Origin of the sequence: Kitasatospora sp. NPDC058478 (genome assembly GCF_042720345.1) — a bacterium.
Lineage (GTDB): Bacteria > Actinomycetota > Actinomycetes > Streptomycetales > Streptomycetaceae > Kitasatospora.
In genome coordinates this window covers 104,396-118,029 of the sequence record NZ_JBHXML010000004.1, presented here as the reverse complement: position 1 = coordinate 118,029, position 13,634 = coordinate 104,396, and the positions used below count along the sequence as shown (strand labels likewise).

14 protein-coding genes and 1 pseudogene are annotated in these 13,634 nt (G+C 73.9%); 6 read left to right on the top strand and 9 right to left on the bottom strand.

All coding sequences use genetic code 11. From position 1 onward, the window contains the following. Positions 1–13: 13 nt before the first annotated feature. Positions 14–187, top strand: coding sequence for a hypothetical protein (locus ACFWPT_RS03525; RefSeq protein ID WP_363370507.1), 174 nt, complete (start codon positions 14–16; stop codon positions 185–187). Beyond that, entirely contained in the window at positions 184–1,017 is an 834-nt protein-coding gene (locus ACFWPT_RS03520) for an MBL fold metallo-hydrolase (protein ID WP_380479266.1), read from the top strand. The genes ACFWPT_RS03525 and ACFWPT_RS03520 overlap by 4 nt, the downstream gene beginning before the upstream one ends. 127 nt (positions 1,018–1,144) lie before the next feature. Here ACFWPT_RS03520 and ACFWPT_RS03515 read toward each other — a convergent pair whose 3' ends face one another. From ACFWPT_RS03515 to ACFWPT_RS03495, 5 genes and pseudogenes are all read right to left on the bottom strand, one after another. After that, positions 1,145–1,819 carry a Crp/Fnr family transcriptional regulator gene (locus ACFWPT_RS03515; RefSeq protein ID WP_030240972.1) on the bottom strand — a complete coding sequence of 225 codons (675 nt, stop codon included), beginning with the start codon at positions 1,817–1,819 and terminating at the stop codon, positions 1,145–1,147. 152 nt (positions 1,820–1,971) lie between these two features. Further along, positions 1,972–2,160, bottom strand: a pseudogene (locus tag ACFWPT_RS03510) (transcriptional regulator); the annotation flags it as partial. Positions 2,161–2,226: 66 nt separating this feature from the next. Continuing rightward, positions 2,227–2,844, bottom strand: coding sequence for an RraA family protein (locus ACFWPT_RS03505; RefSeq protein ID WP_380479263.1), 618 nt, complete (start codon positions 2,842–2,844; stop codon positions 2,227–2,229). A 130-nt stretch (positions 2,845–2,974) separates the two neighbouring features. After that, positions 2,975–4,378 carry a glutamate-cysteine ligase family protein gene (locus ACFWPT_RS03500; RefSeq protein WP_063348666.1) on the bottom strand — a complete coding sequence of 468 codons (1,404 nt, stop codon included), beginning with the start codon at positions 4,376–4,378 and terminating at the stop codon, positions 2,975–2,977. Then, positions 4,375–5,913 carry a flavin monoamine oxidase family protein gene (locus ACFWPT_RS03495; RefSeq protein WP_380377244.1) on the bottom strand — a complete coding sequence of 513 codons (1,539 nt, stop codon included), beginning with the start codon at positions 5,911–5,913 and terminating at the stop codon, positions 4,375–4,377. Before ACFWPT_RS03495 ends, ACFWPT_RS03500 begins: the two co-directional genes overlap by 4 nt. 147 nt (positions 5,914–6,060) lie before the next feature. Here ACFWPT_RS03495 and nth point away from each other — a divergent pair, with 147 nt between their 5' ends. From nth to ACFWPT_RS03475, 4 genes are all read left to right on the top strand, one after another. Then, on the top strand, positions 6,061–6,936 hold the full coding sequence (gene nth, locus ACFWPT_RS03490; protein ID WP_380377243.1) for an endonuclease III: 876 nt from the start codon (positions 6,061–6,063) through the stop codon (positions 6,934–6,936). Continuing rightward, on the top strand, positions 6,933–7,700 hold the full coding sequence (locus ACFWPT_RS03485; protein WP_380479259.1) for an NUDIX hydrolase: 768 nt from the start codon (positions 6,933–6,935) through the stop codon (positions 7,698–7,700). The genes nth and ACFWPT_RS03485 overlap by 4 nt, the downstream gene beginning before the upstream one ends. A 46-nt stretch (positions 7,701–7,746) precedes the next feature. Continuing rightward, positions 7,747–8,931 (top strand): MarP family serine protease, encoded by a 1,185-nt coding sequence (locus ACFWPT_RS03480; RefSeq protein ID WP_063348670.1) that lies wholly within the window; start codon positions 7,747–7,749, stop codon positions 8,929–8,931. Positions 8,932–9,081: 150 nt separating this feature from the next. Further along, on the top strand, positions 9,082–9,783 hold the full coding sequence (locus ACFWPT_RS03475; RefSeq protein WP_063348671.1) for a metal-dependent hydrolase: 702 nt from the start codon (positions 9,082–9,084) through the stop codon (positions 9,781–9,783). A gap of 109 nt (positions 9,784–9,892) precedes the next feature. On the opposite strand, the gene ACFWPT_RS03470 is transcribed toward ACFWPT_RS03475, so the two are convergent. The 4 genes from ACFWPT_RS03470 to nhaA form a co-directional block, all read right to left on the bottom strand. Next, a complete protein-coding gene (locus tag ACFWPT_RS03470) occupies positions 9,893–10,102 on the bottom strand; it encodes a hypothetical protein (protein ID WP_063348672.1) in 210 nt (69 codons plus the stop codon). Positions 10,103–10,246: 144 nt separating this feature from the next. Beyond that, positions 10,247–11,266, bottom strand: a complete 1,020-nt coding sequence (locus tag ACFWPT_RS03465; RefSeq protein WP_380479256.1) for an alpha/beta fold hydrolase — start codon at positions 11,264–11,266, stop codon at positions 10,247–10,249. Between the two features lie 94 nt (positions 11,267–11,360). Then, complete coding sequence (locus ACFWPT_RS03460; RefSeq protein ID WP_063348673.1) at positions 11,361–11,837, bottom strand: phage holin family protein; 477 nt, start codon at positions 11,835–11,837, stop codon at positions 11,361–11,363. 187 nt (positions 11,838–12,024) lie between these two features. Further along, positions 12,025–13,401: a Na+/H+ antiporter NhaA gene (gene nhaA / locus ACFWPT_RS03455; protein ID WP_079135771.1), complete on the bottom strand. Its 1,377-nt coding sequence runs from the start codon at positions 13,399–13,401 to the stop codon at positions 12,025–12,027. Positions 13,402–13,634: the final 233 nt, after the last annotated feature.

The window sequence follows — 13,634 nt, the reverse complement described above, 5'->3', positions numbered from 1 at the left end:
GGACCGACGCCCGATGACCCACAACGCCGTGGCTCGCCGGACGGCACCCGAGCTGCCCGCCCGCCGCCTGATCCCCCGTACCCCGGCCTGCGAGAGTCCGGTCCCGTTCGTCGAGACGGCCCAGCGGCCGCTCGTCCGGGTCCTGCCGCTCAGGGCCCTGCACCGGCCCCGCGGGGACAACCGGTGAGCGGGCTCCTGCCGGGCGACCCGGCCGCCACCATCGACGGCGAGGCCACGCCCCGGGCGCTGTGCGTGCTGGCGCCGAACCCGTCGCCGATGACGCTGGACGGCACCAACACCTGGCTGCTCTCCGAGCCCGGCTCGGACCTCGCCGTGGTGGTCGACCCCGGCCCGCTGCACGAGGGCCACCTGCGCCGGGTGGTCGACCTCGCGGAACAGCAGGGCAAACGCGTCGCGCTGACCCTGCTCACCCACGGCCACGCCGACCACTCCGAGGGCGCGGCCCGCTTCGCCGAACTCACCGGCACCGAGGTGCGCGCCCTGGACCCGGCGCACCGGCTGGGTTCCGAGGGCCTGGTCAACGGCCAGCGGCTGGACGTCGGCGGCCTCGACCTGCGGGTGGTCGCCACCCCGGGCCACACCTCGGACTCGCTGACCTTCCACCTGCCCGCCGACGGCGCGATCCTCACCGGCGACACCGTCCTCGGCCGCGGCACCACGATGGTCGCCCACCCCGACGGCCGGCTCGGCGACTACCTGGACTCGCTGCGCCACCTGCACACGATGGCCTCCGCGCACGGCGTGCGGACGGTGCTGCCCGGCCACGGTCCGGCGCTCGCGGACGCGCTCGGCGCCGTCGACTACTACCTCGCCCACCGGGCCAACCGGCTCGCCCAGGTGGAGACCGCGGTCGAGGCCGGCTGCCGGACCGCGGACGAGGTGGTGGCCCGGGTCTACGCCGACGTCGACCGGGCGCTCTGGCCGGCCGCCGAGCTCTCGGTCCGGGCGCAGCTGGAGTACCTGGAGGAGCACGGGCTGATCCCGGGCCTCGACTGATCCCGTCGCGCGCGGGGCGGGCAACGGAACGCCGAAGGGGAACGCCGAAGGGCCCGTCCGCGCGGACGGGCCCTTCGGCGGTTACGGCGTGAAGACGTAAAGGCGTGAAGACGTGAGCGCGCCGAGGTCAGCGCGAGCGGCGCGACAGCCGCTCGACGTCCATCAGCACCACCGCGCGCGCCTCCAGCTTCAGCCAGCCGCGGCCGGCGAAGTCGGCGAGCGCCTTGTTGACCGTCTCGCGGGAGGCGCCGACCAGCTGGGCCAGCTCCTCCTGGGTGAGGTCGTGGGCGACGTGGATGCCCTCCTCGGACTGCACGCCGAAGCGGCGGGAGAGGTCCAGCAGGGCCTTGGCGACGCGGCCGGGCACGTCGGAGAAGACCAGGTCGGACATCACGTCGTTGGTCCGGCGCAGGCGGCGGGCGATGGCCCGCAGCAGCGCGATGGAGACCTCGGGTCGGGCGTGCAGCCAGGGCTGCAGGTCGCCGTGGCCCAGGCCGAGCAGCTTGACCTCGGTCAGCGCGCTGGCGGTCGCGGTGCGCGGGCCCGGGTCGAACAGCGACAGCTCGCCGATCATCTCGCTGGGGCCGAGGACGGCGAGCATGTTCTCGCGTCCGTCCGGCGAGGCGCGGTGCAGCTTGACCTTGCCCTCGGCGACGACGTACAGCCGGTCGCCCGGGTCGCCCTCGTGGAACAGCGACTCACCACGGGCGAGGGTCACCTCGGTCATGGAAGCGCGCAGCTCGCCGGCCTGTTCGTCGTCGAGTGCCGCGAAGAGTGCGGCGCGCCGCAGAACGTCGTCCACGTGCTTCCTCCTTCTCGGCCGTTCGGCGGGTGGGCCGTCCGGCGCAAGTTCCGTACCGTGCTCTGCATCACCAAGCATGGCGCATGTCGCTCCGATCATATGAGGAGGGGGTGTGCCGAGGTGTGCCGTGCGGGGCCATTCGTACCGGCGGGTCACCGGGTGGGGCGTCGCGGGGGCGGCGCCGGGTCGAACGCCTGCTCGGGCGGTTCGAACAATGAATCGCCCACCGCCGTACGGGCGTAGAGGACGCCGTGGCCGGCCCGGTGGGCGCTGGTCGGACCCGCCGCGCGCAGGGCGGTCAGGTGCTGCGATACGCCGGCGGCGGACAAACCGGTGCGGCGGGTCGGCCAGGGCCGAGGCCTCGCCGGGGCGGCCGCTCGGCCCCGTTCAGCCGGACCGGGCCGGGTTCAGCCGGTGAAGCCCAGCTCGCCGAGGGTCTTCTCGATCCGGGTGCGGTGCGCCGCCTCCCAGTCGTCCAGCGTCTCGGCGGCCTCCTTGGCCAGCTTGGCGCGGGCCGCCGCCAGGGCCTCGGCGCGCCGGTCGGCGGGCACCACCACGACCCCCTCCTCGTCGGCCACCACGACGTCACCGGCCGCCACCGGCACGCCGCCGCAGCGCACCCGGGCGCCGTGTGTGCCGAGCTCCCGCTTGGCCCCCGGGATCGGGATCACGCCGCGGGCGAAGACCGGGAAGCCCAGCTCCCGCACCTCGCCCAGATCCCGGATCAGGCCGTCGGCGACGAACGCCGCGACGCCCCGGCGCTGCGCGACGGCGCACACGTTGCCGCCGGCCAGCGCGTAGTCCAGGTCGCCCGACTCGACGACGATCACGGCGCCCGGCTCGGCCCGGTAGATCGCCGCGTGCAGCATCAGGTTGTCGCCGGGCGGGCACTGCACGGTGAACGCCGGGCCGGCCACCCGCGGCGCCCCCGCCCACAGCGGACGGATGCCGATGTCCATGACCTGGGCGCGCCCGAGCACGTCGGCCAGGGTGGTGGTGGGGATGTCCTTGAAGTCCTGGTCCATGCTTCCTCGTTCTCCGGTGGGCGGGCGGCGGCCGGCCGCCGCCGGTCACGCTAACCCGCGACGGTTCGGGCGAGGAAGGCCCTTCGGCCGGAGAACTCCACGGCTCGGGCGGGAAGGTCGGGCGTGGGGTTCAGACGCGGAAGGCCGCGACGTAGCGGCGGGGGTCGCGGCGGAGGTCGGTGTCCCAGCGGGCCGTGGTCTGTTCGGCGAAGGTCTGCCCGGTGCGCAGCACTTCGTCGAGCGGGTCGAGGTAGTCGAGCACCTTCGGCTGTTCCAGGCCGGCGCGGACCCGGGCCCGCAGGCCTGCCCGGGCGAGCCGGACGAGTTCCGCCGCGAGTTCGCGGACCCGGTCGCCGCCGAGCATGGTGTCCAGGCCGTCGGCGGGGAGCCTGGCCTTCGCCGCGCGGTGCTCCGCCACGCCGTGGTGGCGCAGCAGTTCCCAGGCCGCCGTCCGCGAGGGCGGGTGGTAGGCGAGCCCCGCCCACAGCGCCGGTACGGCCGGGATGTGCCGGTACGGCGGGCCGTCCCCGGCCCGCAGTTCCAGGGTCCGGCGGACCCTGACGTCCGTCCAGATCTGCGACATGTGGGAGACCCAGTGGTCGAAGGTCGGCATGGTGCCGTCGTCGAAGCCCTGCCGCAGGATCTCGGCGAACGGCCGGTCGGGGGCGGGCCGGTACCGTCCGTCCGGGCCGCGGTAGTAGATCATCGGGATCCCCAGCGCCCAGTCGATGACGTCGTCGGCGTTCACGTCGGGCCGCAGCGCGGGCGGTAGGACGCCGCAGCGGCGCGGGTCCATCCGCAGCCAGTTCTGCGACCTGTGCGAGAGCAGCCCGTTCGACCGGCCGCCCTGCAGCGGCGAGTTGACGAGCAGTGCGGCGACCACCGGGGACGCGGCGGTCAGCATCCGCAGCTTCTGGGTGAAGTCCTCGTCGGACAGGTAGTCCAGGTGCACCTGGGTGGACAGCGACATCGACATGATCTTCGGGGCCCCGCTGCCGGCCTCGCCGATCCGGTCGAAGAAGTCGCGCATGACGGCACCGCGGAGCATCGGCACCCAGGAGACGGTGTCGAGCCGGTCGAAGGGGAGGTTGCCGCCGGGCAGGAGGGCCAGGCCGAAGCGCCCGACGAGTTCCGCGAGGCGCTCCATCGTGGCCCGCATGTCGTCCACGGCCGTGGCCAGGTCGGCGGCCGGGACGGAGGAGTACTCGACCTGGCCGCCGTGTTCGAGCGTGATCTGGGCGGTGTCCGCCAGGTCCACGCCGGTCAGCCGGCCGTTGTCGCGCCGGTCCGTGCCGCCCCATTCGGCGAGGACGGCCTCCAGGACGGCCCGGACGCCGTTCTTCCCCTCGTAGGGGGCGGCCCGCCCGGTCTCCGGGTCGACGATGCCGTTCTCGATCTCCAGCCCGATCCGCTCGGTCGCGGCCGCGGCCGGGGCGAGCAGCGGTCCGAGGTCGTCGCGGTGCAGCGCCGCTCCCGCCGCCGGGCCGCCGCTCTGCTCGCCGGTTCGGCGCCGGGGCGCCGGTGCCGCGCTCACCCGGCCCGCAGCCGCGCGGTGTCGTCGGCGTGCTGCCCCCGGTCGATCACCTGGCCGACCACGGCCAGGGCCGACTGGGCGGCGCCCTGCATCCAGGCGTGCGCTCCGGACAGGTGCTCTCCGGCGAAGAAGATCCTCGGGTCGTCGGTCGGGTGCGGGGCGCCGAGCCCGGTCAGGTACCGGGTGTGCTCGCCGGGCGCGAGGTGGGCGAAGGCGCCGCCGCCCATGCCGACCTGGTCGTCCCAGTTCCAGTGCACGATGTCGTCCGCGTCGCGGAGGATGCCGGGGTGCAGCCGTTCCAGGCACTTCAGGACCAGCAGGTCGCGGTCGGCCGGCGGCAGGGTGGTGAAGCGGCGGGCGTTGGCCCCCCACAGGTAGGCGCCGACGAGCACCGCGGGCTCGTGGGAGCGCTGCGGGTCCCGGGCGGCCCAGCGCCGCCTGCCGACGGTGCTCCCGTTGGTCCGGCCGTCGACGGGCCGGGCGTTGTCCGACGGGTACCAGCACTGCTGGATCGGCATGTCGGTGAAGCTGCCGCCGCCGAAGATCCGGTCGTCCAGTTCCCAGCCGCGCCGCTTGGTGTGCACGAGCGTCTTCGTGCTGCTGGCGTAGCTGATGCCGCGGATCGCGTGGCGCTGGTGGTGGGGCAGGCCGGGCCGGAAGCTGATCTGGTCGAGGGCGGGGACGGGGACGCAGCAGACGACGAAGTCGACGTCCTCGGTGATCGTGCCGCCGAGGCGCCGCCCGTGCACCCGGACGCCCCGGCGGGTCAGCGAGAGCTCGTCGATCTGGGTGGACAGCTGGAGGGTCCTCGGCCGCAGCCGGCGTACGAACGCGTGCACCAGGCGGTCGGTGCCGTCGACCAGTTCCACCTGGCCCGCGTGGAACAGGCCGAAGTAGTCGACGAGGACCTCCAGCAGGGAGGACTGCTCGTAGTGGACCAGGCCGCTGGCGTGGCCGAGGAGGTCCCAGGCGTCCTGCGACAGGTGCTCGTGGACGTACTGCCACAGCGACACCGAGACGAGCCGGTCGAGCGCCGGGTCGTCCCAGTGGCCGTCCAGCACCCGCCGGCGCTGGTCGGGGGTGAGCGTCTCCCAGGCGGCCGTCAGCAGCCGGTCCAGGATCCGCCGCGGGTCCTGCTTCTCGGCGGCGCGCAGCGCGAACGCCGGGTGCAGCGCGTGCACCTCCTGGACGCGGGCGCGGTGGCCGCGCAGGTGGTAGTAGGCGTCCGGGTTGAAGTTGACGAACGGCCTGGTCCGCAGGCCGAACTGGGACACGTAGTGGAGGACGCAGTGGTGGTTCCCGGGGATGCGCATGGCGCCCAGGTCGGCGTGCGTGCCGTCCCAGAAGCGGTGCGTGCGCACCCGTCCGCCGGGTTGGTTCGACCGCTCGTACAGGACGATGCCGAAGCCCCGGCGCTGGAGCTCGTAGGCGGCGACGAGGCCCGCCACCCCGGCCCCGATCACCGCGACCCGCCCGGTGGCGCCGGTCACCGGGCGCAGCAGGCTGCTGGGAAAGGCGAAGCTCTCGTCGAACATGGGCACCTCGCGTCGTCGTAGCCCTCAGACTGGGGCAGCCAGCCGTCGCGAGCCACCAGACCGCGCCCATCCGAACGTCGGTCCGCGGCTGCCGCGGGCTCCGGTGATCCGCTGCCCGCCGTGGGCCGTTCGGCGTAGCCTTCGTGCATGGCAGAGAGCAAGGTCCGGGCGGCGGCGGCACCGAAGGCGAAGGCCGTGCCGGGGGTGAAGCCGGGGAAGCCGGAGTCGCACCTGGCGATGGTGCGGCGGGCGCGGCGGATCAACCGCGAGTTGACGGAGCTGTACCCGTACGCGCATCCGGAACTGGACTTCGAGAACCCGTTCCAGCTGCTGGTGGCGACCGTGCTGTCGGCGCAGACGACGGACCTGCGGGTGAACCAGACGACGCCGGCGCTGTTCGCGAAGTACCCGACGCCGGAGGACATGGCGGCGGCGAACCCGGAGGAGCTGGAGGAGGTCATCCGCCCGACCGGGTTCTTCCGGAACAAGGCGAAGTCGCTGATCGGCCTCTCGATCGCCCTGCGCGACGACTTCGGCGGCGAGGTCCCGGGCCGCCTGGACGACCTGGTGAAGCTGCCGGGCGTGGGCCGCAAGACCGCCAACGTGGTCCTCGGCAACGCCTTCGGGGTGCCCGGGATCACCGTGGACACGCATTTCGGGCGGCTGGCCCGGCGGTTCGGCTGGACCGCCGAGGAGGACCCGGTGAAGGTCGAGGCGGCCGTCGCCGAGATCTTCCCGAAGTCGGAGTGGACGATGCTGTCGCACCGGGTGGTCTTCCACGGCCGCCGGATCTGCCACTCCCGCAAGCCCGCCTGCGGCGCCTGCCCGGTCGCGCCGCTCTGCCCGTCGTACGGGGAGGGCGAGACCGACCCGGAGAAGGCGCGCAAGCTGCTCAAGTACGAGCTGGGCGGGCAGCCCGGGCAGCGGCTGAGGCCGCCGGGGGACTTCCCCGGGGAGGCCGCCGCCCGGGCCGACGCCGCCGGGCACCAGGGGCGGATCGCGGACCTGGCGGTGGGCGAGTGACCCGCGAGGCACGGCGGGCGCCGGAGCCGTCGGCGGTGCGGGTGGTCGAGGGGGACGGTCTGCCGGCCTGGCTGGAGCCGGTGCGGGAGGCGGCCGAGCGGGTGCTGCCGGAGCAGCTGAGCCGCTTCCTGCCGCCGGTGGAGGGCGGCCGGGCGGCGGCGGTGCTGATGCTGTTCGGCGAGGGCCCAAACGGGCCGGACCTGCTGCTGATCGAGCGGGCCCGCTCGCTGCGCTCGCACGCCGGGCAGCCGTCCTTCCCGGGTGGCGCGCTGGATCCGGAGGACGGTGACCCGGACGGCCCGGGCCCGGTCGCGGCGGCGTTGCGCGAGGCCTGGGAGGAGACCGGGCTGGACCCGGCCGGGGTGCAGGTGTTCGCGGTGCTGCCGGCGCTGTACATCCCGGTCAGCCGGTTCGTGGTGACCCCGGTGCTGGGCTGGTGGCGCGAGGAGTCGCCGGTGCGGCCGGTGGACCAGGGGGAGACCGGCGCGGTGTTCCGGGTGCCGGTCGCCGATCTGGCCGACCCGGCGAACCGGGTGCGGCTGCGCCACCCGTCCGGGCACGTGGGGCCGGCCTTCGCGGTGGCCGGGCGGCTGGTCTGGGGGTTCACGGCCGGGGTGATCGACCGGGTGCTGCACCACGGCGGGCTGGAGCTGCCCTGGGACCCGTCCCGGATCGTCGACCTCTCGGACGAGGCGCTGGCCCTGGTTCAGGGCGATCTCGACCACTCCCGGGCGCTGCCGGGCGGCGACGCCGGTCCCACGTGAGGGGCCGTCTGCGCGGCCGGGCCGCGGGCCGTGGGAGGGTGTCCGGGTGAACGTCCTGGATGTGCTGCTGATCGCCGCTGCCGTGGCATTCGCCGTGTCGGGCTACCGGCAGGGCTTCGTGGTGGGTGTCCTGTCCCTGGTCGGCTTCCTGGGCGGCGGCCTGCTGGCCGTCCAGCTGCTGCCGCTGCTGCTCGACCACCTCAGCCCGGGCACCACGGCCTCGGTGGTGGCCGTGGTGGTGGTGATCGTGTGCGCCGCGATCGGCCAGGCGGTGACCGCGCACTTCGGCTGGAAGCTCCGGGGCCACATCGGCCGCCGTCCGGCGCGGGTGCTGGACGCGACCGGCGGCGCGGCCGTGAACGTGGTCTCGATGCTGCTGGTGGCCTGGCTGATCGGCTCGGCGCTGGCCGGGGCGTCGCTGCCGACGGTGTCCAAGCAGGTCCGCTCCTCGGCGATCCTCGGCGGCGTGCAGAACGCGCTGCCCGACGACGCGCCGAACTGGTTCTCGGACTTCTCCAAGGTGCTGGCCCGCAACGGTTTCCCGCAGGTCTTCAACCCCTTCGAGCACGAGCCGATCACCCAGGTCGACACCCCCGACCCGGCGCTGGCCGGCAGCCCGGCGGTGGCGCGGGCCAAGCAGAGCCTGGTCAAGGTGGTCGGCACCGCCACCTCCTGCAGCAAGACCCTGGAGGGCAGCGGTTTCGTCTTCGCCCCGCACCGGGTGATGACCAACGCCCACGTGGTCGGCGGGGTCGACGAGCCGACCGTGCAGATCGGCGGGGTCGGCCAGCTGTACGACGCGACGGTGGTCCGCTACGACTGGCAGCGCGACATCGCGGTCCTGGACGTCCCCAAGCTGAACGCGCCCCCGCTGGCGTTCGCGGGCGAGGCGAAGACCAATGACAGCGCGATCGTGGCGGGTTTCCCGGAGAACGGCGCCTTCAACGTCCAGCCGGCCCGTATCCGCGGCCGGATCCAGGCCAACGGCCCGGACATCTACCACCGCGGCCAGGTGGTCCGCGACGTCTACTCGGTCCGCTCGCTGGTCCGCCAGGGCAACAGCGGCGGCCCGCTGCTCACCCCGGACGGCCAGGTCTACGGCGTGGTGTTCGCCAAGTCGCTGGACAGCGCCGACACCGGGTACGTGCTGACCGCGGCCGAGGTGCGGGAGGACGCGGAGAGGGGCAGCACCGCGAGCACCCCGGTGGACACCCAGGGCTGCGCGCTCTGACCGGGCCGCGGGGCGGTCCGACGCGCCGGGTCCGACGATCCGATATCCGTCACACCGTCAGTCCGCCCTGGTAGCCTCTGCCGCGCTCACCCGTTCGGCTCAACCGGGCGCCGTCCCGGAGTGAGTCTTACGGGAGGTCGTGGTAGTCCGATGATGGGTCACTCGCACGCGGTCAGTGGGGCGATGCTGTACGCCGCCTCCGCGCCGTTCCTGCCCCCGCTGCTGCTGCACACCACGCTGCAGCCGGCGGACATACTGATGGGCACGGTGCTGTGCGCGGGGGCGGCCCTGCTGCCGGACCTCGACCACCACGACGGCTCGATCGCCAACTTCCTGGGGCCGATCTCCAAGGCGCTCTGCCGCTTCGTGGCCTGGGCCTCCGGCGGGCACCGGCACGCCACCCACTCGCTGCTGTTCGTCGCGCTGATGGGCGCCGGCACCTGGGCGGGCGTCACCTACCTGGGCCGCAACTTCACCCTGGTGCTGACGTTCTTCCTGATCGCGCTCGCGATCCGGGCGCTGCGGCTCTGCCCGCCGGGGGACGGCCCGGAGAGCTGGATCACCGTCATCGGGCTGTCCGCGCTCGGCACCTTCGGGATGAACACCTGGATGCCGAACTCGCCGGGCTGGCTGCCGTACGCGGTGGCGCTGGGCACCCTGGCGCACTTGCTGGGCGACTGCCTGACCAAGAAGGGCGCGCCGCTGCTCTGGCCGCACAAGGAGCGCTACGAGGTGGTGCTGATCAAGCGCAGCGGCAACAACGTCGAGACCAAGGTGCTGGTGCCGATCATGTCGGTGGCGACCTTCGTCCTGCTCTGGTTCACCGCGGTGTCGCCGACGCTCGTGAACTGACCGGCGGGACTGGCCGGCCAGCCGACCCGACCGGCGGGACCGACCGGCCGAACCGATTGGTCGGCCGGAACCGGTCCGCCGGACCGGCCGGACGACGCGGCGCGAGGCCTCAGGTCTCGCGCCGCAGTCGTGCGCCGACCCAGCGGGCGCGTCGGCCGAGGATGCGGGGGATGCCGAGCTGCCGCTGCGCCGGGCGTGGACGGCGGTCGGGGCCGTCGTAGCCGAGGTCGTCCGCCCAGTCGGGGCGGTGGGCGGAGCGCTGGGAGCTGTTGTGGCGTCGGGCGCGCGGGGCGCCGCCGCGATCGGGCATCCAGGTCATACCGGAATGGATGCCCCTGGGCCGGTGGGGGTAACCGCCGGGCGCGCGTCGAAAATGGCCTATGCGGTTGTCATATGTGCGTCAGATCAAGGGAGTTGGGGCCAAGGGCCCTTCCCTCCCGGCCCCTTCGCCGCTCCTGCGCCATCACTCCTTGTGACGGCCGACCCAGTCCAGCAGCTCCGCGGTGAACTGTTCCGGGGCCTCCTCGTGCGGGAAGTGCCCGACCCCCGGCATCAGCCGCCAGCGGTACGGCGCCGCCACGTACTCGCCGCTGCCCAGCGCGGTGTGCGACAGCAGCACCGGGTCCGCCGCGCCCTGGACGTGCAGGGTCGGCGCCGTGATCGGCTTCTTCATCCGCCGGGCGAACTGGATGCCGTCCGGGCGCGCCATCGAGCGCAGCAGCCAGCGGTACGGCTCGATCGAGCAGTGCGCCGTGCTGGGGATCTGGATGGCCTGCCGGTACGCGTGCACCGCCTCCTCGTCCAGCCGGTTCGGACCGGCCCAGGCGTCCAGGTAGCGGCCGACCAGCGCGGCGTCGTCGGCCACCAGACGGCGTTCCGGTATCCACGGCCGCTGGAAGCCCAGCACGTGCTCGAAGGCGGCCGCCTGGCGGCGGTCGGTCAGCAGGGCCCGGCGCAGGTCCCGGGGGTGCGCGGCGGAGACCACGGTGAGGCTCTGGATCACCGACGGGCGCATCACCGCCGCCACCCAGGCCAGCGTGCCGCCGGCGGCGTGCCCGACCAGGTGCGCCCGGCGCTCGCCGAGCGAGCGGATCACCCCGGTGATGTCCAGGGCGAGGTTGCCCGGGTCGTACCCGCGCGGGGTGCGGTCGCTGCCGCCGACACCCCGCAGGTCGAGCGCCACCGCCCGGTAGCCGGCCTCGGCGAGCGCGGTCAGCTGGTGGCGCCAGGCCCACCAGTACTCGGGCCAGCCGTGCACCAGCAGCACCAGCGGGCCCGAGCCCAGCTCGGCGATGTGGAACCGGGCGCCGTTGGCCGCGAGGTCGCGGTGCGTCCACGGGCCGCTCTGCCGGACGCTCCAGGCCTCGGCGCCGCCGTCGGGGGTGGTGCCGGGGGCCTCATCGGCGGGCTCCCCCCCGGGTGCCAGGTCGGGTCCGGAGTCGGCGGACGGCTGCGCGGATACGGGCTTCTGGTCAAGCGGCATACCGAGAGCGTGTCACATCCGTGCGCCGGACGGCGCCCGGCACTCGCTCCCGGCGGGTCCGGGCGGGCGGCGTGCACCGCCACCGGACGGACGGTTACGGGATGCGGCCCAGGGCCCGGTCGATCTCCTCCTTGGTGGCCGGGCGCGGCCGGGCGTTCTTCAGCACGTCGGCGGTCTTCTGGGCGCCCTCGATGGTGCGGTGCGGCTTCTCGATCCGCTTGAACGAGCGCCAGGCCATCAGCCCGAGCAGCACCGCGAGCAGCAGGTAGGCGCCGGCCACGATGAGGAACGACCAGCCGAGCGACAGGCCCAGCGCGTGGATGCCGAAGGCCGCCGCGGCGCTCAGCATCGGGACGGCGGCCAGCGCCACCACGGCGGCGACGCCCAGCGAGACGCCCCCGGAGACGCCGCGCTTGACGTCCGCCCGGATCTCGGCCTTGGCGAGCGCGATCTCGTCGTGGACGAGTGCGGACAGGTCGGCGGTGGCCGCCGCGAACAGCTGCCCCACCGAACGCTCGCCCTCGTAGGGCGCCCGGCCGTTGCTGGACGGGTCTGCGGCTCCTGCGGGCATCAGCGGTTCTCCTCTGCGGCTGTGCGGCGTGACGCCGCCGCGTGGTGCGGTTCGGGGGGCCGGAGGGGCCCGGAGGCGTCAGTGGACTGTCGACAGCTCAGAATCATGCCCCTACCGGTCAGTCGCACACCACTCCGGGGCCCCGCCGGGGGGACGTGTCCGGGCTCTGCCGGGCCGCCGGCGGGCCTCAGCGGGGCTTCTCCGGCCCCTCGCCGTCGGGTCGCGGGGCGAGCCCGGCGGCCCGGGCCCGCCAGGCCGGGTCGTCCTCCTGGTAGACGTCCGGGACGCCGTCGCCGTCCACGTCCCGGTCCTCCTCCTCGCACAGCTCGCGGTAGTGCCGGTTGCGGAGCTTGAGCAGCACGGTGGCCACCGTCGCGCAGAGCAGCGAGCCGACCAGGACGGCCGTCTTGGAGAGGTCGGCGAGGGCCAGGTCGTCGCGGAACGCCAGTTCGCTGATCAGCAGCGAGACGGTGAAGCCGATGCCCGCGAGCACCGAGACCGCGAACATGTCGGCCCACCTGAGCTTCGGGTTCAGCTCGGCCCGGGTGAACCGGGCGGCCAGCCAGGTGCCGCCGAATATGCCCACCGTCTTGCCGACCAGCAGGCCGATGACGATGCCGAGCGGCGTGGCCTGGGTGAACACCTCGCGCAGCGACGGGCCGGAGATCGTCACCCCGGCGGCGAACAGTGCGAACACCGGGACGGCCAGGCCGGCCGAGAGCGGGCGGACCAGGTGCTCGATGTGCTCGCCGGGGGAGTGCTGCTCGTCGCCCTCCCGGTGGCAGCGCAGCATCAGGCCCATCGCGACGCCCGCGACCGTGGCGTGGATGCCGCTCTCGTGCATCAGCGCCCAGTTCACGACGGCCAGCGGTACGAACAGGTACCAGCCGTGCACCCCGCGCCGGTGCAGGAACCAGAACAGCACCAGGCCGGCGAAGGCCAGGCCGAGCGCCCAGAACCTGATGCCGGAGCTGTAGAAGACCGCGATGATCAGGATCGCGATCAGGTCGTCCACCACGGCGAGGGTGAGCAGGAAGGCGCGCAGGGCGGACGGCAGGTGGCTGCCGACCACGGCCAGCACGCCGAGCGCGAAGGCGATGTCGGTGGCGGTCGGGATGGCCCAACCGCTGGGGTGACCGCCGCTGCCCGAGTTGACGAGCGCGAAGAGGATCGCCGGCAGCGCGACGCCGCAGACGGCGGCCACCACCGGGAGCAGCGCGGCGCTCGGGGTGCGCAGCTCGCCCGCGACGAACTCGCGCTTGAGCTCGATCCCGGCCACGAAGAAGAAGATCGTCAGCAGGCCGTCCTTGGCCCAGTTGCCGAGGGTGAGGTCGAGGTGCAGCGGGGCGGAGGGCCCGACGGTGTAGTCGAGGACGCTCTCGTACGCGTGCGGCCAGACGTTGGCCCAGACCAGCGCGGCCACGGCGGCGAGCAGCAGCAGCACGCCGCCGACCGTCTCGGTGCGCAGGGCGTCGGTGATGAACGTCCGCTCGGGCAGGGACAGCCGGCCGAGCAGCTGCCGGCGGCGGGTCGTCGGCTCGTGGACGGGCGGCTGGTCGGTCACGAGGACCTCCTGAGGGGCTGGGAGCGGCAACGGATGCACGTGTGGTGCAGTTGCCGACCAGACTTCCCGGCGCGCCCTGTGACGCTCGGACTCCCGTTCAGGGATCTTGATGCGTCGTTAACAGTCTAGGGGATCGTTCGGGTGACATCCGGATTGTCCTATTCAAGGACTTAAGCCCTACGGGTGGGTTCTGCACTCCGGAGGAGCAGCGGCACGGCACCCGAATGGCCCAG

What these genes read in the sequence shown, in the direction of transcription:
- nth (WP_380377243.1), top strand. Translation starts at nt 6,061, where the DNA reads ATGGCAGAGAGCAAGGTCCGGGCGGCGGCGGCACCGAAGGCGAAGGCC.
- ACFWPT_RS03525 (WP_363370507.1), top strand. Translation starts at nt 14, where the DNA reads ATGACCCACAACGCCGTGGCTCGCCGGACGGCACCCGAGCTGCCCGCC.
- ACFWPT_RS03475 (WP_063348671.1), top strand. Translation starts at nt 9,082, where the DNA reads ATGATGGGTCACTCGCACGCGGTCAGTGGGGCGATGCTGTACGCCGCC.
- ACFWPT_RS03470 (WP_063348672.1), bottom strand. Translation starts at nt 10,102, where the DNA reads ATGACCTGGATGCCCGATCGCGGCGGCGCCCCGCGCGCCCGACGCCAC.
- ACFWPT_RS03505 (WP_380479263.1), bottom strand. Translation starts at nt 2,844, where the DNA reads ATGGACCAGGACTTCAAGGACATCCCCACCACCACCCTGGCCGACGTG.
- ACFWPT_RS03460 (WP_063348673.1), bottom strand. Translation starts at nt 11,837, where the DNA reads ATGCCCGCAGGAGCCGCAGACCCGTCCAGCAACGGCCGGGCGCCCTAC.
- ACFWPT_RS03465 (WP_380479256.1), bottom strand. Translation starts at nt 11,266, where the DNA reads ATGCCGCTTGACCAGAAGCCCGTATCCGCGCAGCCGTCCGCCGACTCC.
- ACFWPT_RS03495 (WP_380377244.1), bottom strand. Translation starts at nt 5,913, where the DNA reads ATGTTCGACGAGAGCTTCGCCTTTCCCAGCAGCCTGCTGCGCCCGGTG.